At 57.2% G+C, this 19517-nt stretch carries 19 protein-coding genes and 1 tRNA gene; 5 read left to right on the top strand and 15 right to left on the bottom strand.

Features of this window, described 5'->3' with window-relative positions; all coding sequences use genetic code 11:
• Positions 1–374 precede the first annotated feature (374 nt).
• The 8 genes from ACZ0BA_RS23675 to ACZ0BA_RS23640 all read right to left on the bottom strand — a co-directional run bounded on the left by ACZ0BA_RS23675 (position 375) and on the right by ACZ0BA_RS23640 (position 7795).
• The gene (locus tag ACZ0BA_RS23675; RefSeq protein ID WP_463453595.1) at positions 375–596 is read right to left on the bottom strand and encodes a hypothetical protein; all 222 of its coding nucleotides are present in this window, start codon (positions 594–596) and stop codon (positions 375–377) included.
• A 107-nt stretch (positions 597–703) separates the two neighbouring features.
• Positions 704–1948, bottom strand: coding sequence for a type II secretion system protein GspD (locus ACZ0BA_RS23670; RefSeq protein ID WP_463453594.1), 1245 nt, complete (start codon positions 1946–1948; stop codon positions 704–706).
• Positions 1945–3081: a zonular occludens toxin domain-containing protein gene (locus ACZ0BA_RS23665; RefSeq protein ID WP_463453593.1), complete on the bottom strand. Its 1137-nt coding sequence runs from the start codon at positions 3079–3081 to the stop codon at positions 1945–1947. The genes ACZ0BA_RS23670 and ACZ0BA_RS23665 overlap by 4 nt, the downstream gene beginning before the upstream one ends.
• 76 nt (positions 3082–3157) lie before the next feature.
• Positions 3158–3445 (bottom strand): DUF2523 family protein, encoded by a 288-nt coding sequence (locus ACZ0BA_RS23660; protein WP_463453592.1) that lies wholly within the window; start codon positions 3443–3445, stop codon positions 3158–3160.
• Positions 3446–3454: 9 nt separating this feature from the next.
• Positions 3455–5041 (bottom strand): hypothetical protein, encoded by a 1587-nt coding sequence (locus ACZ0BA_RS23655; RefSeq protein ID WP_463453591.1) that lies wholly within the window; start codon positions 5039–5041, stop codon positions 3455–3457.
• 258 nt (positions 5042–5299) lie between these two features.
• Positions 5300–5521: a hypothetical protein gene (locus tag ACZ0BA_RS23650; RefSeq protein ID WP_463453590.1), complete on the bottom strand. Its 222-nt coding sequence runs from the start codon at positions 5519–5521 to the stop codon at positions 5300–5302.
• 490 nt (positions 5522–6011) lie between these two features.
• Positions 6012–6347: a hypothetical protein gene (locus ACZ0BA_RS23645; RefSeq protein ID WP_463453589.1), complete on the bottom strand. Its 336-nt coding sequence runs from the start codon at positions 6345–6347 to the stop codon at positions 6012–6014.
• A gap of 23 nt (positions 6348–6370) precedes the next feature.
• Positions 6371–7795, bottom strand: coding sequence for a replication initiation factor domain-containing protein (locus ACZ0BA_RS23640; protein WP_463453588.1), 1425 nt, complete (start codon positions 7793–7795; stop codon positions 6371–6373).
• A gap of 396 nt (positions 7796–8191) precedes the next feature.
• On the opposite strand from ACZ0BA_RS23640, the gene ACZ0BA_RS23635 reads away from it, so the two are divergent.
• The gene (locus ACZ0BA_RS23635) at positions 8192–8854 is read left to right on the top strand and encodes a hypothetical protein (protein ID WP_463453587.1); all 663 of its coding nucleotides are present in this window, start codon (positions 8192–8194) and stop codon (positions 8852–8854) included.
• 107 nt (positions 8855–8961) lie between these two features.
• Here ACZ0BA_RS23635 and ACZ0BA_RS23630 read toward each other — a convergent pair.
• A tRNA-Arg gene (locus tag ACZ0BA_RS23630) sits at positions 8962–9037 on the bottom strand.
• A gap of 202 nt (positions 9038–9239) precedes the next feature.
• Between ACZ0BA_RS23630 and ACZ0BA_RS23625 the strand changes: the two genes are divergently transcribed.
• Complete coding sequence (locus tag ACZ0BA_RS23625) at positions 9240–9806, top strand: c-type cytochrome (protein ID WP_463453586.1); 567 nt, start codon at positions 9240–9242, stop codon at positions 9804–9806.
• 58 nt (positions 9807–9864) lie between these two features.
• Here the strand turns inward: ACZ0BA_RS23625 and ACZ0BA_RS23620 are convergent, their stop codons facing one another.
• The 5 genes from ACZ0BA_RS23620 to ACZ0BA_RS23600 form a co-directional block, all read right to left on the bottom strand.
• Positions 9865–11187 carry a sigma-54-dependent transcriptional regulator gene (locus ACZ0BA_RS23620; RefSeq protein WP_463453585.1) on the bottom strand — a complete coding sequence of 441 codons (1323 nt, stop codon included), beginning with the start codon at positions 11185–11187 and terminating at the stop codon, positions 9865–9867.
• 13 nt (positions 11188–11200) lie between these two features.
• Positions 11201–12961 carry a sensor histidine kinase gene (locus ACZ0BA_RS23615; RefSeq protein ID WP_463453584.1) on the bottom strand — a complete coding sequence of 587 codons (1761 nt, stop codon included), beginning with the start codon at positions 12959–12961 and terminating at the stop codon, positions 11201–11203.
• A gap of 65 nt (positions 12962–13026) precedes the next feature.
• Complete coding sequence (locus ACZ0BA_RS23610; protein ID WP_463453583.1) at positions 13027–13824, bottom strand: ABC transporter ATP-binding protein; 798 nt, start codon at positions 13822–13824, stop codon at positions 13027–13029.
• A 1-nt stretch (position 13825) separates the two neighbouring features.
• Positions 13826–14647, bottom strand: coding sequence for an ABC transporter permease (locus tag ACZ0BA_RS23605; RefSeq protein ID WP_463453582.1), 822 nt, complete (start codon positions 14645–14647; stop codon positions 13826–13828).
• 21 nt (positions 14648–14668) lie between these two features.
• Positions 14669–15649, bottom strand: a complete 981-nt coding sequence (locus ACZ0BA_RS23600) for an ABC transporter substrate-binding protein (RefSeq protein ID WP_463453581.1) — start codon at positions 15647–15649, stop codon at positions 14669–14671.
• Positions 15650–15911: 262 nt separating this feature from the next.
• Between ACZ0BA_RS23600 and ACZ0BA_RS23595 the strand changes: the two genes are divergently transcribed.
• Both ACZ0BA_RS23595 and ACZ0BA_RS23590 read left to right on the top strand, forming a co-directional pair.
• Positions 15912–17201, top strand: coding sequence for a type II toxin-antitoxin system HipA family toxin (locus ACZ0BA_RS23595; protein ID WP_463453580.1), 1290 nt, complete (start codon positions 15912–15914; stop codon positions 17199–17201).
• Complete coding sequence (locus ACZ0BA_RS23590; RefSeq protein WP_463453579.1) at positions 17198–17596, top strand: helix-turn-helix domain-containing protein; 399 nt, start codon at positions 17198–17200, stop codon at positions 17594–17596. The genes ACZ0BA_RS23595 and ACZ0BA_RS23590 overlap by 4 nt, the downstream gene beginning before the upstream one ends.
• 6 nt (positions 17597–17602) lie before the next feature.
• Here ACZ0BA_RS23590 and ACZ0BA_RS23585 read toward each other — a convergent pair whose 3' ends face one another.
• Positions 17603–18076, bottom strand: coding sequence for a hypothetical protein (locus ACZ0BA_RS23585; protein WP_463453578.1), 474 nt, complete (start codon positions 18074–18076; stop codon positions 17603–17605).
• Positions 18077–18358: 282 nt separating this feature from the next.
• Here ACZ0BA_RS23585 and ACZ0BA_RS23580 point away from each other — a divergent pair, with 282 nt between their 5' ends.
• Positions 18359–19504 carry an ABC transporter substrate-binding protein gene (locus tag ACZ0BA_RS23580; RefSeq protein WP_463453577.1) on the top strand — a complete coding sequence of 382 codons (1146 nt, stop codon included), beginning with the start codon at positions 18359–18361 and terminating at the stop codon, positions 19502–19504.
• Positions 19505–19517 lie beyond the last annotated feature (13 nt).

Genomic DNA, 19517 nt, shown 5'->3' with positions numbered 1-19517 from the left:
AACTAATACTTCTATCTGTTATGCGGATTGTTCCTTCCGGTGCGCATGCAACAAAAATCTTGAACCAATAACGATATAAACGATTTATACTATTTTACGATCCCCAGGTATTATGCAAGCCCGTATGGTTATAAGGCCCTGATCGTCAATGTCCACGATTTCTCGGCTGCCGTTTGGCCATTCCCGCACAATGTCTTCTTCGTCAAAATCGTCATCGCAGTAATAAATTGGCCTCCCCGCACGTAGATGTGTCTGCGCCGGCGATCCATCATCGTAGCGAAGCGCTCGGATTATCAGTGCATCCTGTTCACGGTCGTCAAGATCGCAAAGCATATTGAAATCGCAGCCCATACCGTCCGGCCTTTTCAAGAAATTTAGCGGCTAAAATTTGAGCGGTCATCATGATCTGCTCGCGGACCAAGCTGGATCTTAAGCGCTACGGCAAGCGCGCGCGTCTCATTCAGTGACGATTGCAAATATGCTTCAGCAGAGTCACCCTCCGAAAGCAAGCGCTCCAGCTCATGAACGCGATCAACCACCGCGTAGCGAAGCTGATCGAGCTGATCCTCGTTCGCAAGAAAACTAATCTCGTGCATAACTTCCTCTCTGAAAATTTAGCGGCTAAAATTCCTTAGCTACCTTGTTTATCAACAGCAATAGAACCTCTTCTTAGTTTCACATTCGTTGCGAAGCGTGCTTTTCCCTACAACTGCACAACATGTAGAACGAGTAGCAGCTCGGTATAATCGTGGCTTAAACTTTTGGTATGCAAGAATGATGGAAGAAAAGATAACCCACTGTTGCTGGCCACATCCTTATCCTCAGTCAATCCCCCCAAGAGAACGACTTCACCTCCATGGATTTGCACATTGGTGCGCAACTCACGTTTTATTAGTGTTGGCGACGCGTTTACACCCGTAGTGGTCCGTACAAAGTTGGAAAGCTGCTGTTCAACCATCAGATCAATTGCGCCATCGCGAATCTCAGGCAAAACATTAAAAATCACACCGCTACTACGGTACTCAACCGATTGTACCGGCTGACCATTTAGCGGGTAGCTAACAGCTCCAAGAATGGGTACATCCTGTCCGACCGAAAAGCGAGCCTGCTGGCCACTACGAACACGAAGTGATGGCTGCGTCATCACCTTGAACCGGCTATCCGACGACAGCGCTGAGAATATCGCATTCGCATCGCCTACGCTAAACTTTAGTGAATTGTCGAGTGCAGCTCCAGCTAAATTGATCGAAAGCTTCCCCGACAGGAGCGACGCCGCCAGGCTAAAGGCGGAACCTTGGCTCTTGCCTGTCTGAACCTCATACACGACACCGCGTACCATCACTTCGCCCGCTGAAATATCAACTTGTGGCAGGAGCTTCGTCAACATTTGCACTTCCCGCGCCGCCCCATTAAACACGACGACATCACTATCGCGATCAATGGAAGCCGCTGCGGAACCAGGAGGCGTCACAGCCTGCGCGGACTTGTCGCCGGGCGCAGCGTGCACCGAGCGGCGTGCCGTGAAATTACCCTTTAAAAGCGGAGATAGCAGGTCCATCAAATAGGAGCCGCCTCTATACTTCGGTCGATAAACAAAGGTCTCTGTTTCCTCAGACTGCGGTTCCTTGACCTGTTTAAGACCAACGAAATCGACGCCATTCCGCCGCACAACCTGCAATCCAAGCGAGTCAAAAAAAGTATGGATGAAGCTGCGCAATTCGCTGTTTGTCCCGTCATATCGAAAGGAGACTAAGCGCTGATCATTGAGCACCTCAGGAGCAATCACATATGCATCGCGAAGGGCTTCGGCATATATGAGCTGCACCACCTGGGCAACGTTGATACTGCGGAAATCGAATCGAGTTGGCTCAATACCTACAGCGATATGCCCAGCTGCGTGCACAGAAAAAGCGCTACACAGGATGATTGCGACGAACCATTTTTTCATTTTCTTGCCTCAACAGTTTGCGTTAAACCGTTCACAGCGGGCAATGACCTGGAAGGTACACTCGCAATCATCGATTTAGAAGGGGAACCTGACCAGCTCGTAACCTTGGCGCCATCCACCTCTCCCACTTGGACGAGGCCAGTATTGCTAAAATTTGACGGAGACTCAAGGCGTATATCTCCAGCCGGATTAGTCAATACAATCCATTCACGCCCAAAAGAAAAATAGCTACCCGTAACGCGCCATGTATCACTGAAATTTCCCCCTGCTGTCTTCGCTTGCGAGGAGGTGTCAGCAACACGGTCGGTATCCATTTGCGTCAATTTCGGCCCGTTCAAATCCTTGCTAAGCTTCACGGTATCTACGGGATGGAAAAATCTCCAAGCATTATAAAAACAGATCGCACCGCCGGCCACCAAAAGAGCCAGAAAGCCCCAAAGCTTGTTATTCGTGAAAATATTTTGCCGCTTGTCGGCGTTCACCATCACACCTTGTGCGCCGCCTTTAAAGCTTGAATACAGCGGGAAGATTTCCTTACGATACGTGCGAATCCAGTTTCCGATCTGGTTCGCTTTCGTCATCCTGTTGCCTTCCCACATATTCAGGCTATACGTATTGCTCATACCTAACGCAACCTTTTTATGGGTGCGGAAGCTGAACGCCACAACATTTTTCAAAAAACGATTAAGGGTGCCCATATCCTGAATCATCAAAACCAAGTCACAGGCGACCAGGGTTTTCGGATGAGTGAAGTGACCATGTTCCAAGAAAAACGACTGATGATTCTTCTTGATCTTCATCTTGTCTCCCCAAAAACGCCATGCCTCATCGATCGCAACCAAATCGCCAGGCTGCACAAAGGTATCGGTGTGCGCGTCCTTGGCGTCATCGTAGTAAGGAAAAAAATCGTCAAGAAACACTTGCGCGTTGGTCGCATGTACTACTGCTCCGTACTCAGCGCGATCATCACCCGGATACTTAGTGCTCAAGTGCTCGTGTATCTTTTCCTGTGAAATGCCATCCACGTTGGTGACAACACGCCTTCCGGCACGTATTGCAGGCACGATCACCTCAGACACCACCTCGTAGCTTTTCCCTGACCTCATCAGGCCTGTGTACACATTAATCGGCATTACGTTTCTCCAACCTCTCTACTGCAAAACTAGGGCGCAGCTCCTTGAACCATTTTTTGAACGAAGCGCGGATAGATCAGCCAATCACAGGAATACGTCGAATGATGAACCGCCCGACCCATGCCGATAGCAATATTGGTAGCCCGGCCGATACGTTGAACAAATCCATGAAATACCACACGCTACTGGGAATTCCGCCCATCGCTCCAGCGATACCGGAAGCGTTAGGCAGCAAAGGCGACATTAGAGATATGAACTCAGAGGTGATAAAGAACAGCGCGAAGAAAACGACAAACTTGACGATTACAGAGCGGAACACAAATCCAAGAATCGTATTCGCAGCAGCCAACAGAAGTACCCACATAAGTCCCCCTTAAGCGCGCAATATGATCAACGCGCCGAGCATCAACCATACGAAACCCATTACCGCGTACAGAGTTGGTCTAACCCCGTCCAGCACGGTGCAATGCGTGTCCATCAAAATTGCTTTGTTAAACAAATTGAACGTAGGCTTGGGACATTCGGAGGTATGAGCCGGCACCACAAAATTGCGTAAGGTCGGCATCACATTAAAGACAGGTCGCAGAATCGACTGCGCAGTAGGCGTTGCCTCTAACGATAGCGAAGGCACGCCTGGATCAGAGCCCCAATCAATCCTGACCTGGTTGACCACATTTACATTTGGCGTATTCACGACGTTAACATTCTGAGTACCACCCGGAGACGTATTCGGGTCTGTCCCAGTGCCGGGGATTGGATTGCTTACAGGATCATAAGCAGGATTGATCACAACCACCTGACCAGCTCCAGGCGAAACCGGCGATACTAAATCAGCGTTGGTTGGCCATGTGACAGGATCAGATTGCTGCACAGCCACCGCATCAGCCGTAGTGACAGGATCGGTCGGAGAGAAAGGTAGTCCTTGGTAGCCCGGTTGCGACGCTGCCTGCTGCCACAGGTCGTTCGCAAGGGTAGCTATCGTAGAAGCATCGGCGGGTCTTTCCAGTTCAGCAGTTGAGAGTCGAGACACGATACTCCCGATCTTTCCTTTGTAAGTCGCAGCCGGCTTATATGGATTCTTTACCATAGTAAATGTAGAGTCACCATTGATCCATTGAGAATCAGGCTGAGAATTCCCTCCAGTACCAATTCGGACCGAGTGGCAAGTTACAGTGCCGGCACCGAAGCCATCAATAGGCGTCTCTGGATCGCAGCCCAAGAATCTAGCCCCTGTCCCACCACCAATATTGATCCATCCTTGCACGCCAAGCTGCATACACTGAATTGGATCGTCGCAATATACGTAAATACCGAAATAACCGAACACGCCTTGGGTAATGCGCTCTTTAGTGGAATTTGTAGCCATACCATCTGTGCCAAAAGTCAGGCCTGGCTGCAAATAAGTGTATGGGTTTGCACCTGGGTCCCAAGGAGTGCCGGGAGTGCGTCCCCCGGTGTCTTTCACAACAAATTTGGCCTCAGAAGAAGAGTCATCAAAGAAGACTTTATAGATCCCATACGCCAAGCCCCCCACAGCGGCTGCGGCGCCAAGCCCCGCTGCAACTGAGAGCCAAACGGGCGCAGACGCGGCTGTAGCCGCCGCGACGGCCACATCCGCAGCAATCCCTGCTGCGACCGTAGAAGCGCCCGAAAATGTCGCAAACATCCGTGGATCGTTTGCAGCAAAACCGCGTCGAATTGCCGTCTTCTCGATGACCTTACCTAGTGTCTTGTTCATCAAGCCGGTAAAAGCAGGTAGCGCCTGCGCATCGGCACGAAATGCCAACGAGAACATCAAGAAAAATATAATAATGCGCGCTCTCATTAAGACACCTTTACGAAAACCGCCAACACGCCGATTAGAAGAAAAATAAGCATCAGACCGGCACCAATCCGAACATGGTTCTGGTACACCCACCAGCAAGGCGCGAACACAGGTAATAAAAAAGGAAGCCACCATTCATCGCCATCGAACATCGATCCGACAACAAAATACATAACGCTTATGAGGTACGTGAATGCCAACAAGTACCATGGCCAGTGAGTGACAAAGCCGTTCATTTGCTTACCCTTTCAAACCTTCTATGACTGCCCAGGCCGACACGAGCCCCCACACAAACATCCCGAAATACCACAACTGATTTATCGTCATGCTAGATCCCATGAGTACTAAAAAAATGGAGTGCACGAAGCACCCCATAGTCAAGGTAGGACCGGATTACTTCCGGATCATGGACAGGCCGATGGAGGCGCCTTTAACAGCCACATAAACCACAGCCAGCAAACCAGCGATTGCCAGCACAGCGGTAGTCACCGTGCCGAAATCGACAGCACTGGTAAGGCCGGACATGTCAGGACCGCCAGCAGCTTGTGCCGAAGCAGCCGCAGACGCAGCAATCGCGCCAACCACAACCAGGCCACGTTGAATACTCTTGTTCATTTGAAGCACTCCTAGATAGAAAATCGCGGAAACTGCCGCGCCAGTACTACGACTTAATTCGGTTCAAAATCACGCCGGCCGACTTGCTTACTAAGTACAGCCCTACTACAAACGTAAAGGCAGTACCCCACACCGCAGCAGCGACCGTATAGTCAAAAGGCTCAATTGCGGCCGAGACTACTGCCATCTGTTCAGTTGTTAATACATGACCTTTCACTACAGCTGGCGCGCTACCACTGGAGCAGGGAAGCTGAGTCGTTTGCGACGGCGCGCATACGATCAATGTTTGCTCTTCCACTTGTCCTCACACTGAAAAACCTGCGTTACAAAATACCCTTCATGACAGTGCAGAGCAGCGGTGTCCACGGCCTCAGAAAAACCGTCAAATCTGCCGGCTTCATGCAACCAGGGTGTGAACGCTACGTCGCCTTCGTGTGGCATAAGAAACAGTGACGATTCTTGGTCCTGCACAACAAACTTCGGTTCCGGCTTATGCGGCGCCATTTTTGCCGCCCGTGGCAGGTGCCCGCGCAGCTTCCACGGGACGAAGAGAATGGATTACAGTCTTTTGCGTCTTGCCATTTGTTACGATCTCCATTTCCGCCAGTGCCATAAAAGGGCCAGAACCTGCCAGGTGTTTGTACTTCTGATACTCTTCGGCTTTGCCGAGCCCGTACTCAGCGGTCGCAGTACCAAAAGCAGTATCCTTACTAGCGTCAAGATCCGTTTCAACAAACACCTTAGTGCTGTCAAATGCTTGACCGTTGTCCATCGTTCCCTTGGAGAACTTCATACCAGTAACTTTGATCGTCGACGTAAATTTCATTTTGCATTTCCTGTTTTTGTGGCCTACGTAAAACCGTTCTCCCCATTGAGGCCGAAACATGGGACGGTGGTAATAAACTGCATGAAAGAGGGGATAGGCGCAGGAGTTTGTTTGTGCACAGGCGTCGGACCAGAGGTGGCATCGCTCGTGAGCGGCTTCATACGCTTTGGCCAGTAGTCGTCTGCCTCATTACAGATCAGATCAAGGGTTTTCTTGTCACCCCACAGCTCGCGGAACACGCGGATGTACTTGCCAAACTGATGCTTGGTCACTTCGATGCAAGCGTCGATGGTGATCTGCGCGGTCTTGATTTTCACTTCCATGCGTTGTGGTGTCTTGACCTGAACGAAATCTGAAAAGCATGGGTAGGCAGCGGCGAAAAAATCCGTTGGGTTCAGAAGCACCTCGAACTGAATGATCGTGTTTGTATTCTTGAATTCGACTTCGCAGCGGCACCAGGCGCTAGACTTGTCTCCTTCCTTACGGCCCTTCTCGTAGAAGCGGCAGAACTTGCTAGAGGAGCGCAGACCAATAGTTAAAGTTCGCCCCTTGCCAGTAGGCCTAGTCCAATTGCCGATGCGTTCAATATTTGGCGGACGACCGCCAGCCTTCTGCGTATAGCCGCCAAGCGCATATTGATCGTAGGCCCAGTCCACGGACAGGTACGCTCCTTCGATGTCGTCATGGGCCAAATCAACCCGAGAGATCGAAGGGCGCATCGCCACTCTGGTCAAGAAGTGGAACAACCGTTTTTCCCAGCCCGCAACTGCGTTCTGACATCCTTGGCCGGACAAGGTGACGAGCATGGTTGCGCGTTGTCCTCCGAAGCACACGAATCCCATACCATCGCCAAGTACCCACGATTCGCGGTAAAAGTTCATGCCCCGATCACGCTTTTCGGTAATGCCGAAGCCGAAGATTTTTTCGAACTGGCGACTTGCTTCTTCGATGATCTGATCATCGGCGACCAGTGTCTGACGAGCGGTTTTGAAGAACGTGTCTTCCAATACAGTGAAATTGATCCAGTCAATGATGCATGCCTGAGTATCAGACGGTCTCCGGACCATCACCGTCTTGATCTTGCCGGAGTCGGTCATCATCAAAGACACTTCACCCAGGTCTTCTTCGGAAATACTCGCCCAAGTATCAGATTCGTCAGCAACGTCTGCGCCTGCTAGGTTTTCCCACATGTTATTAATGTGGGCTTCAGGAGCGGCGCCTACCTGCGCAAAATACGGCACTAACTTGGCCTCATCGGCCTCGCCGCCGGTGCGTTCCGGCAGCGCTGGCGCGCTGGCGGTACGCCCGGCGCCGACGGCCGATTCATGGCAACCGTAGATCTGCGATTTGACTGCGCGAGCTGCGACAGAACGTCCGGATGCTTCTGCATAAGCGTCAACGGGCTTTTTGCAGGCGCGGCTAATAAGGGATTGACGCTGTGGCCTCACGGGCGCACCTCGGTCTTGCGAGGGCGACCACGGCGCTTAGGTTCATTCGACGCCAAGGAAGGCATATCGAAGCGCGCTATCACTGCGGGCTTTACGTAAGATGCAAAGAACAATGCGATGTCTTCAATACGCCATAGCAATCGTTTGTTGCCAGGGAGCCTGCAGATGGGTGGCAAAGCTGACGGGTTGCGCGACGCGTCGCTGCGAATACTCGCTGGAGACTTGTGCATCAACCGCGAGAGCTGCTCAACGGACACCAACCCTAAATCCACAGAGGACTTGACCTCAACGCTCATTAAGGGCACCCTTTCATAAATTTCCAAATCAACAACCTCAAATGAATCGTTTCAATTGAAACGCTTTAGTTGAGCGAACTTTAGATGAACAGGGCAGATGATGTCAAGCAATACTTCGTCCACCATTCGTTCGCGCCTAATTGAGATCATTAAACAAGGCACGGACGAAGCAAGGCGCTTTAAGTCTCTTGAGCAGACGACGAAAATTTCGGGCGCGACTTGGCGAACCTTCTGGAACCGCAGCGGGGCACCTTCAGGTGAGATGATTGAGGCCATAGCAACAAAATGGCCTCAGTACGCGTTTTGGCTAACGACAGGCGCGACCGACCCGGCTGCTGGGCATGTCGCCCCACCAGGCGTAGAAGGTTTGCTAGACGACCAAAACAAAGAAATACGCGAAGCTACAGAATATTTTGAATACCAGGTCAAGCTACTGGAAGAGAGGAAGCCAACGCTGTTGGACCTATCCGGCCTTAAGAACTCCCTGGAGTTAGTGGATGACTCGTGGCAAGAGAAAATCGCTGTGCGCATGCCACCAGGCGCACGCATGTATGCAGCGCTGCCGCAACAGCCAGATACACCTACACTGTCGGATCTTTACAGCTCCGATGGCCGGACACTCACCAACGAATACCTCAATGCGAGAGCCGAACTTCTTGAGGATATCCGGCAACAAAAACGTTACAAGCTGGAAGCCCTGAAGAAACGGAAGCAGGAAGTGAAAGAAAAAATTGACCACGCAGGTGAAGCTGACAACGTGTAGCCAAGCCGGCACAATTTTGGCACAGTGAATGTGCCAAAATATGCAATATAACGCATCACATTGCTAGGCAATGCAGCGGTTAACTGTTTGATTTAGATAGGGAATTGTGGTGCGGCTGGCGGGGATCGAACCCACGACCCTTGGCTTCGGAGGCCAATACTCTATCCACTGAGCTACAGCCGCGTAGGGGGATTTTTTGAAGTGTGCCGTAGGATACCGTTTTTATCGCTTCCCGTCCATGCAAAGTGTCGTTTTGAGCACCTTTGCGTTTCCATACCGGGATTTTTGAGTCTATAATCGCCCGTTTGGTGAAGGTTTTGCAAGGCAGCTGCTTGATCAGTTTTCGCACGCCACCCCGGCTCGACATTAGTCTGTTAAGGAAATCATGAGCGACGTACATAACGAACACGAATCCGCAATCAGAACACCCAAACAGCTTGCTGCTGCTGTGGTCGGCTTTTTACTAGTCACCGTCTTAGGCATCGTCCTGCTGGTCAAGTACGTCACGGAAGATAAATTGACCGGCGCCGGCTCCAACAGCCAGGCACCGGAAGAAATCGCCGCTCGCCTCTCCCCCGTCGCCGATGCCGGCTTCACCTTCAAGGACGTGAACGCGCCCAAGGTGCTGCAGTCGGGCGAAGCCGTCTACACCTCCACCTGCGCGGCCTGCCACGGCGCCGGTGTGGCCGGTGCGCCTAAAGTCGGCGATGCCGGCAGCTGGGCGGCCCGCATTGCGCAAGGCTACGACACCATCGTCAAACACGCGATCGAAGGCTTGCGCGCGATGCCCGCCAAGGGCGGCAATCCCGACCTGGACGATGTGGAAGTGGCACGCGCCGTGGTCTTCATGGCCAACCAGGGCGGCGCCAAGTTCAAGGAACCTGAAGTGCCGGCAGCGCCAGCGGCAGCTCCGGGACCGGAAAAAACCGTCGATCCGGCCAATCCTAAATAAGCGGCACGCCGCAATCCACAAAAACCGGTCTGCATGGCCGGTTTTTTTACGTCCAAAACTATTTGCGGCCGGTGCCGATCTGATATTTTTTGAGCTTGTCGTACAGCGTCTTGCGCGGCACCAGCAGGTTATCGGCCGCCAGGCCGACATTGCCATCAACGGCGGCCAGCGCCTGGACGATCAACTCGCGCTCGTGATGGTCGACCTGTTGCGGCAGCGACATGGCGCCGCCCGCCTCAGCGACCGGTGCATTCCCGGGCACGGCGACGATGCCCAGCACCAGCCGTTCGGCGAAATTGCGCAGTTCGCGGACATTGCCCGGCCAGTCCTCGGCTTGCCACTGCGCCATCTGCTGCGGGCTCCAGGCCGGCACAGGACGGCGGTAGCGGGCGGCGGCATCGGCGGTGAAGTGGGCCAGCAGCAGCGGAATGTCCTCGCGCCGGTCGCGCAGTCGCGGCAAGTCGATGCCGACAACGCCGATGCGGTAGTACAAATCCTCCCGGAACAGGCCCTGCGCGCTTAACTGCAACAGGTCGACCTTGGTGGCGGCGACAATCGTGCAGTCCAGCGCGACCGAGTCGTTGCCGCCGAGGCGTTCGAGCTTGCGCTCCTGCAGCACGCGCAGCAGCTTGACCTGCAGCGCCATCGGCATGCTTTCGATTTCGTCGAGGAACACGGTGCCGCCCTGCGCGAACTCGAGCTTGCCGACGCGGCGCTTCTGCGCGCCGGTAAAGGCGCCGGCCTCGTGGCCGAAGATCTCGCTCTCAAACACCGATTCCGGCAGCGCGCCGCAGTTGATGGCGACGAAGTTGCCCTTGCGTCCGCTGGCCGCGTGCAGCAGGCGGGCCACGACTTCCTTGCCGGTGCCGGTCTGGCCGTTGATCAGCACGTCCACGCCAGCTGGCGCGACGTTGCGCACCAGGACCTTCAGTTGTTCGATGGCGTCGGAACGCCCGATCAGATCGGGCAGGTCCGGATGCAGCGCGCGCTCGGTGCGCAGGTTGCGGTTTTCCAGCACCAGCCGGCGCCGCTCCTGCGCGCGCCGCACCGCTTCCAGCAGGCGGCCGCTGGCAAAGGGTTTTTCGATGAAGTCATAGGCGCCGCCGCGCATGGCGGCCACCGCCATCTCGACATCGCCATGGCCGGTGACGACGATGACCGGCAGTTCGGCGTCGAGCGCGGCGATTTGCGCCAGCACCTCCAGGCCGGATCGGCCCGGGAGGCGCACGTCGGTGACGATGACGCCGGCGTAGTCCGCGCGCAACAGCGCCTGCGCCTGCTCCGCGCTGGCGCAGGCTTGCACGCTGAAGCCGCCCAGTTCCAGCGTCTGGCTGGTGGCCAGGCGCAGCGCGGCTTCGTCTTCGATCAGGATGGCCTGCACGTCATGCTCCTTGTTATTGTAAAGGCAGCCGCAGCTCGAAGCGCGCGCCGCCGTCGGTCTGGTTATGCGCCGTCAGCTGGCCGTTCATCGCCTGGACGATAGACGATGAGATCGCCAGCCCCAAGCCCAGGCCCTTGCCGGATGGCTTCGTAGTGAAAAACGGTTCGAACAGATGCGCGACGACCTGTTCCGGTATGCCTTCGCCGCTGTCGCTGATGCTGACCAGCGCGCTGCCGCCGTCGCGCGCCAGACGGATCGCGACCGCGCGACGCTCGGCGTTCTCGACCGCGTCGAGCGCGTTGCGCAACAGGTTGATCAACACTTGTTCGATGCGCACGCTGTCGCCGGTCACTTTCAGGTTTTCCACGCCAACGTCGATATCGAGGGCGACGTTGTGGCGCCGGAATTCGCTCTCGAGCAGGAAGGCCGAGGCCCGCACCGATGTCGCCAGCTCGACCGTGCCGAGGGTCTCATCCTTGCGCGCGAAGCCCTTGAGCTGGCCGATGATGGCGCCCATGCGCGCGCTCGCCTCGCTGATGTGGCCGAGATTGCCGGCGACGTGTTCGCCCTGCCCGCGCTCGAGGAACACGCGGGCGTTGTCGGCAAAGGCGCGAATTGCGGCAAGCGGCTGGTTCAGTTCATGGGTGATGCCTGTCGCCATCTGCCCCAGCATCGCCAGCTTGCCCGCTTGCACCAGCTCGTTTTGCGTCGAGCGCAGCAGGTGTTCCGTTTCCTTGAGCTTGGCGTACTTGTTTTCCAGATGCTGGTTGGTGGTGCGTAGCTGTTGCGTGCGTTCGACGATCTTGTCGTTCAGCTCCAGTTCGGCCTTTTGCAGCGCGGCGCGCGAGGCCAGCCGCTCCTCCAGCCGGCGCCGGCGCTGATGCGACGCCCAGCCGGACAGCGCGGCGCACGCCAGCAGCAAGCCGGCCGCCAGCGCCCATTGCAGCCCGGCGCGCAACACCCGCGACTGTCCCGGGAACAGCATCAGCTGCCAGCCCAGCTGGCCCACCGCTTGCGTGACGAACAGGTCCGGCTGGCCGCTCAGCGGCGTGACGGTCTTGCCCATGTATTGCTGGGTATGCGCCAGCTGGCGCTCGGTGGCCGCGTCGAGCGGGGTCAGGCTGCGGTAGATCCAGTCGGGACGGTTGCTGAGGAAAATGACGCCGCTGCGGTCGGCCAGCACGATGGCGTCGTCGCTGCTGCGCCAGGTGCGTTCGAAGTCGGCCAGGCTGATCTTGACGGCCACCACGCCGGTGACCGGCCCGCCGGCGCTGCCGTTGCCATAGACCGGCTGGGCGATGAAGTAGCCGGCCTCGGTGGTGCTGGTGCCGATGCCGTAAAAGCGCCCCGCCCTGCCCTTGAGCGCGGCGTCGAAATACGGACGGTAGGAAAAGTTTTTGCCGACAAAGCCCAGCGGCTGGTCCCAGTTGCTGGCGCCGAGGGTCAGGCCGTCGCGGTCCATCACATAAATGGCGCCGACGTTGGCCTGTTGCTGGATGGTTTTCAAGGTGCTGTTGAGGCGGCTGATCGCGCGCACGTCGGACGGGTTCGCCAGCGCTTCGATCAGATCGGGCTGGAAGCCGAGCACGAACGGCAGCGTCTCGTACTTTTGCAGCAGCGATTGCAGGTCCGGCGCCATCAGCTGCAATTGCCGCTGGCCCTGCAGCCGCAGGTCGTCGCGGGCGCGCGACGTGCCGGCCTGATACGAAGCGGCGACGACAGCCATCGCGCAGATCGACGCGAACAGCAAGAGCAGGGATTTTTTGGCGCGCATCGGCAGATTCTACTGTAAGCCAGCGAACCGGGGCCGGCCCGCGAAAGTGTCCGGCCCCGTCGCACTCAATCGACCGCTGCCATCCGCATCTCGTCGTTGTGGTGGCGCTGCTGTTCTTCCATGACCAGCTGGCCCAGTTCGCGCTTGAGGGCGTTGAACTCGGCGGCGGCCGGATCGCGCAGGCGCGGCAGATCGACCAGCATGTCACGCTTGACGGTGCCGGGACGATACGTCATCACCACGATGCGGTCGGCCAGGTAAATCGCCTCTTCGATGCTGTGGGTGACGAAGATGATGGTTTTCTTCAACTCGGCCCAGATGCGCAGCAGCTCGTCTTGCAGATTGCGGCGCGTCAGCGCGTCAAGCGCGCCGAACGGCTCGTCCATCAGCATGATCGGCGAGTCCAGCGCCAGCACGCGCGCGATCGCGACGCGCTGGCGCATGCCGCCCGACAAGTCTTTCGGGAAGCGGTGACGGAAATCGCTCAGCGACAGCATCGCCAGCAATTCATCGACCTTGGCGGTGATCGCGGACGGGTCCATGCCTTTGATCTCCAGGCCGAAGGCGATGTTCTTTTCCACCGTCATCCACGGGAACAGCGCGTATTCCTGGAACACCATGCCGCGCTCCGGTCCCGGACCGGTGACCAGCTTGCCGTCGGCGGTGATGGTGCCGGACGAGGGCAGCGAGAAGCCGGCGACCGCGTTCAGCAAGGTCGACTTGCCGCAGCCGGACGGCCCCAGCAGACAGACGAACTGGCCCTGCGGAATATCGAGATTGATTTCCTTGAGCGCGACGACTTCGCGGCTGTCGGTCTTGAACACCTTGTGGACACCGCTGACTTGAATATGCGTAGCGTTCATCTTAGTTCTCCAGACCACGGTGCCACCGCAGCAAATGGTTGTTGAGTTTGTTCATGCCCACGTCGATGATCAGGCCCAGCAGCCCGATGCTGATCATGCCGGCGATAATTTTGTCGGACCAGAAGTACTCGCGCGCCTCGAGGATGCGGAAGCCGAGGCCGTTGTTCACGGCGATCATCTCCGAGACGATCACGACGATGAAAGCGGTACCGATGCCGATGCGCACGCCCGACAGGATGTACGGCACGGCCGCCGGCAGCATTACGCGGATGAACATCGTGCGCTGGTTGACGCCCAGGTTGCGGGCGGCGCGGATGTAGATGCCGTCGACCTGACGCACGCCGGCGATGGTGTTGACCAGCACCGGGAAGAAAGCGCCGAGCGCGATCAGGAACACCGCCGGCGCGTTGCCCAGGCCGAACCACAGGATCGCCAGCGGGATATATGCGATCGGCGGAATCGGACGCAGCACCTGCATCAGCGGATTGAGCCAGGCATACATGCGCTGGCTCGCCCCCATCATCAGACCCAGCGGCAGGGCCAGGCCGGCGCCGACGGCAAAGCCCACCACCACGCGGTACAGGCTGCTCAGGGTGTCGCCCAGCAGTTCGCCGGACAGCGCCCAGCTCAGCCAGGAGCTCGCGGCCGGATCGTACGCAGTCAATGGCAACAGATACTCGATCCATTTGCTGACCACCGCCACCGGCGACGGTAGCACTTGCGGATTGACCCAGCCGAGCATGGCGCTGGCCTGCCACAGCACGACGATCAGAATCGGGACCACCGCCCCGGTGGCGCTCTGGCGCCAGTCTTGTTTGTTCATGGTGTCTCCTGCTTTGTCGTGTTATTTGATGCCGAGGTTTTTCTTCGATGCATCCAGCAGATCGGTCTTGACCCAATCCTTGGCCACCGGCGGCTTGCTCATGCGGCCGACGCCGGTCTTGAGCATGATGTCGGTGGTGATCTGGATGTGCTCGGCGGTGACGTCGTAGCTGTACGGCGAATTACTGATCGCGTCCTTGAAATCGTCCGCCGTGATCTGGTTCTTGAACATCGACTCGCGCACGTATTTCTCGGCCACGGCCTGGTTGTCGATGAACGTCTTGGTCGCCTGGACGAAGCAGTTCATGAACTTCTGCGCCAGCGGACGCTTCTCGTTGTAGAACTTCTCGCTCATCACCAGGGTGCGCACCGGCTCGCCGATGGCGGTGTCGTACGGCTTCATCACTTCGACGCCGTAGCCCTTGTTGATCGCCTGCGACGATTGCGGCTCGCTCTGCATGATGGCGTCGAGGTTCTTGCCCATCAACGCCTGGTTCAGGTCGGCGAAGGCGAGGAAAACCAGCTGCACGTCCTTGCCCGGGCGGTCGGACGAGGTCAGGCCGGCCTGCGCCAGTTCGGCGATCAGCAGCACTTCGTGGATGCCGCCGCGCGTGACGCCGACTTTCTTGCCTTTCAAATCCTTGATCGATTTGATGCCTTCGTTGGGACGGGCGACCAGGCGGGCGCCGCCTTTGGCGAAGCCGGCCACGACGTAGATCGGCGCGCCGTTGGCACGGCCGGAAATGGCCGCTTCGGACGCGGTGGCGCCGACGTCGAGCTCGCCGGCCAGGATGGCTTGCATGACGTCCGGGCCTTTGGCGAAGACGTGTTCCTCGACCTTGAGGCCACACTTGGGCGCGATTTCCTTGATGTAAGAGACCGCGCCGTAGTGGGCGAACTTGAGGTTGCCGAGGCGGACCACTTCCTGCGCTTGCGCCGTGGAGGCGAAGGCGAAGGCGGCGGTCAGGGCGAGCAGACGGAATTTGGGCAGGGATTTTGGCATTGCGTGTCTCCATTGTGGTTGTTGTTAGAGGAGACATTGCAGCTTCCGTGCCAGACTGCGTGCCGACGATAACCCATTGATTTCTAAAGATTTTGCAACACAGCCACGGCCATCCGGCGCGGAAACCCGCACTTCTTAACCCAACACCGTGCGGATTGCCGCACTCAGTCACTTCCCACCCAATCCCGTTTGGTACTTATATGGTCTATTTTTATGACCATCGGCTTATAATAAGTCCCTAAAAGGTTGCCGGGAAGCCGATATGGAGTGTCATTTCCAAATTTTTCAAAACGATGGCTGGATTGATTGCGCCCAGGTGACATTGATCGCCCCCGCAGGCGGCAATCCGCGCAAGCCAGCGATCTTCGAATACGATCTCGACTACGCGTTCAAGTCCGGCGCCGAACCAATATCGCTGTGTTTTCCCGTCAGCGCTGAAATGCACACGCTCAAGCAATGGCCTGCCTTCCTCTTCGATTTAATTCCGCAGGGCGGTGGCAGACAATACTTGCTCGGCGAACTGCAACTTGCCGACAACGCGGCCGCCGACTTTCCGTTGATGTGTGCGGGGGCGTTCAATCCAATCGGTCGGGTGCGCGTAGCCGAAGCGGCCTCGTACTACCAAAGCCACGTCGTCAGGCATGACATCGGAGGCCCGCTCAAAGGATTTTCAACGGAGGACATCGTCGGGCGCGGCGCGGCGTTTAGCGAGGACATGCTGATCCACGCCATGCTCACGACCGGCAGCCTCGGTGTGCAAGGCGCCGCGCCCAAATATCTGCTCACCACCGACCAGCAGGGCTCGTGGCATGCCGATGCGGCTCTGCCGGACTGCCAGGCGTCCGAGCACTTCATTGTCAAACGCGCACGTGGTAAAACCGATGTCGACCATAAAGTGCTCAGGAACGAAGCAGCTTACATGAAGGTCGCCGCCAGTATGGGCCTGCGTACCCTCGGTACGCCACGCTATCTCGATGACACCCTTTTCATCCCGAGATTCGACCGTCTTGTCCGTCATGGCAAAGTGCAACGTCTGCATCAAGAAAGCGCAGCGTCGCTAGCCGGCATCGTCGGCTTCGACAACACGCCAAGCCAGTTCGAGCTGTTAAACGCGATCAGGACCGTAGTAACCGACCCAACCGGCGAAACCATCGAGTTTCTAAAACGCGACATCTTGAACCTAGCAATGCGCAACACCGACAATCACGCGCGCAACACCGCTGTGCAAGTGCTCGACGGCGCGATCCGCCTGACGCCGCTCTTCGATTTCGCGCCGATGTACCTGGACCCGGCCGGTATCGCCCGCGCGGCTCGCTGGTACCAGCCCGGCAGCAGACAGGAATTGCACCAATGGCGCCAGGTTCTGGACGCGCTGCAGATCCGCGATGAGGAGCGCGCCCTCATTAGATTGGCGCTGCATCGCTTCGGAAAACAAATGAGCGCGCTGGACCAGCACATGAAAGACGCCGGCGTTGACGACGATATCACAGCGTTCCTCCAGCCGCACATTGCAGGGCAAATTCAGCAACTACAAACGTTGGAACCATCATGACGCAATCCAGAAAAAAGGCCGGCAAGGACCAACTCCGACACCGCCGCGTGCAACTTTATGAGGCCGTTGCACGCGGTGGTATCAGCCTGCAGGATGCCGTGAAGGAAATGCGCGCCATCTCCGGTCTGACCCAGGCCGGATTCGCGGCGCATCGCGGGGTCAGCACCAAAGTGATCAAGGAGATCGAAGGGGCAACGGGAAATCCAACGGTTGGCACGTTGAATCGCATTGGCGCCTTTTTCGGTCTGGAGGTAGCCTTCGTCCGTTCCGCAACCCTGCATGGGCGAAGCCCGGACAGCGAGCCCGAGCCAATTCCGTCGCACGCGTCCGATGCCCGCCACGTGATGGAAGAAATCAGAAAATTGTTGGCGTCGTATGAAGCAAACGGTGTGTAAGCCTGGCTAGCTGCACAGTCCTAACGCTTTACGCTCCGGGAAATAGCGGTAGGTGAAGGTGCGCATCGGATATTCCTTCAGCCCGATTTCGAACGCGGGCGAAACGATGTCGAAGCGCTCCGGCAGCTTTTCCTTGACCCGCACGCGCACCCGCCACAGCGTTTCCTCGCCGGCCGCGCTGGCGACGAACATGTCCGGCACCCTGGGAATCGAATCGACGATCTCCGGCCGCGAATTGGTGGTGCGCTGGTACAACGTGACCAGCTCTGCCTTGTGCAACACGGGCCCCTTCGGCGCGGTGACGTTGTAGTCGCGCGAGAGGAAACGCGCACGCTCGCCGCGCGGAATGATGTACACGAAAGTGAACTCGGCGCCGCCGTCCGGCAACATCACCGGCGGCGTGGTCGCCACACTCATGCCGCGCGGCAGTTCAAAGCGCGACCCGTCCTGCCACGTCTTGCACTCCGGCGTGGTCGCCATGTAAAGGTTGCCAGGGGTATAGGACTCACCGCAGCCGCTGAGCAACAGTGGAAAAAATATCGGTGCAAGGTAACGCAGACGCATGAAGACGGCTTTCCTAAGGAGTAGAACCGCCAGTTTATCAGTACCTGAAGCTCCCGCGACTCCCACCCGGCAAGCCACGCGTTGCAAAACCGGCCTTGTCATGCGGCAAGCAAAGGGATAAGGTTGGATGACAGTTTTTGTTGGGCAATTATTTGATTTCGGACAGCCGGCGCACCGGCATACTATGAAAGCAATAATATGAAAAACAAATTGTTTGCCGCCGCGCTGGGCTTGCTGTTGTCATCGCTGGTATCGACCGCCTCGGCCGAATCCGGCGTCACCGCCACTGAAATCAAGATCGGCATGGCCAATGCCCAATCGGGCCCGACCGCCGGCCTGGGCCTGGGCATCAAGGCCGGCAGCGAGGCCTACTTCAAAAAGGTCAACGCCGCCGGCGGCGTCAACGGCCGCAAGATCACGCTGCTCAGCGAGGACGATGGCTACGATCCGCCGCGCACCGCCGCCGCCACCGACAAGCTGATCAAGAAAGACGGCGTGTTTGCGCTGTTCGGCTATGTCGGCACGCCGACCAGCAAGGCCGCGATGTCGCTGGTCAACGAAGCCAATATCCCGTTCTTCGCACCGTTCACCGGCGCCGAATTCCTGCGCACGCCGCTGAACAAAAACGTCTTCAACATCCGCGCCTCGTACTTCAACGAAATCGAATTGCAGGTCGAGCGGCTGGTCACCGATGCCGGCGTCACCAAAATCGGCCTGTTCTACCAGGAAGACACCTACGGCAAGGTCGGCAAGGAAGGCCTGCAGATCTCGCTGCAAAAACGCAAGATGACAATGGCCGGCGAGGGCTTTTACCAGCGCAACACCGAAGACGTCGACGCCGGCCTGGCCGCGCTGATCGCCGCCAAACCGGAAGCGGTGCTGATGGTGGGCACCTACAAAGCCTGCGCCGCGTTCGTGCAGAAGGCAGCCGCCGCCGGCTTCAAGCCGAAGTTCTTCAACCTGTCGTTCGTCGGCACCGCCAACTTCATCAAGGCGGCCGGTGACGCCGCCGAGGGCGTCTACATCACGCAGGTGGTGCCGTCGCCGTTCGATGAATCGATTCCCATCGTTAAGCAATACCGCGCCGACATGAAAGCGGCCGGTGTCAACGACGGCGACTACACCTCGCTGGAGGGCTACATCAACGCCGTGGCGCTGGTCGAGGCGCTGAAGAAAACCGGACCCGATCTGACGCGCGCCAGCTTCCTGGCTGCGATGGAAAAACTGAACGTCCACCTCGGCGGACTGGACATCGCCTTCAGCCCCACCGACCATCAGGGCCTGAGCACGGTGTATCTGACCAAGGTTCAAAAGGGCAAGCCGGTATCGACCAACAAGCTGTGACCGGAACGCACCG

It is taken from the genome of Duganella sp. AC917, assembly GCF_979258245.1.
Note: the sequence above shows the minus strand (reverse complement) of the source record. Positions and strands in the feature narration are given on the sequence as shown.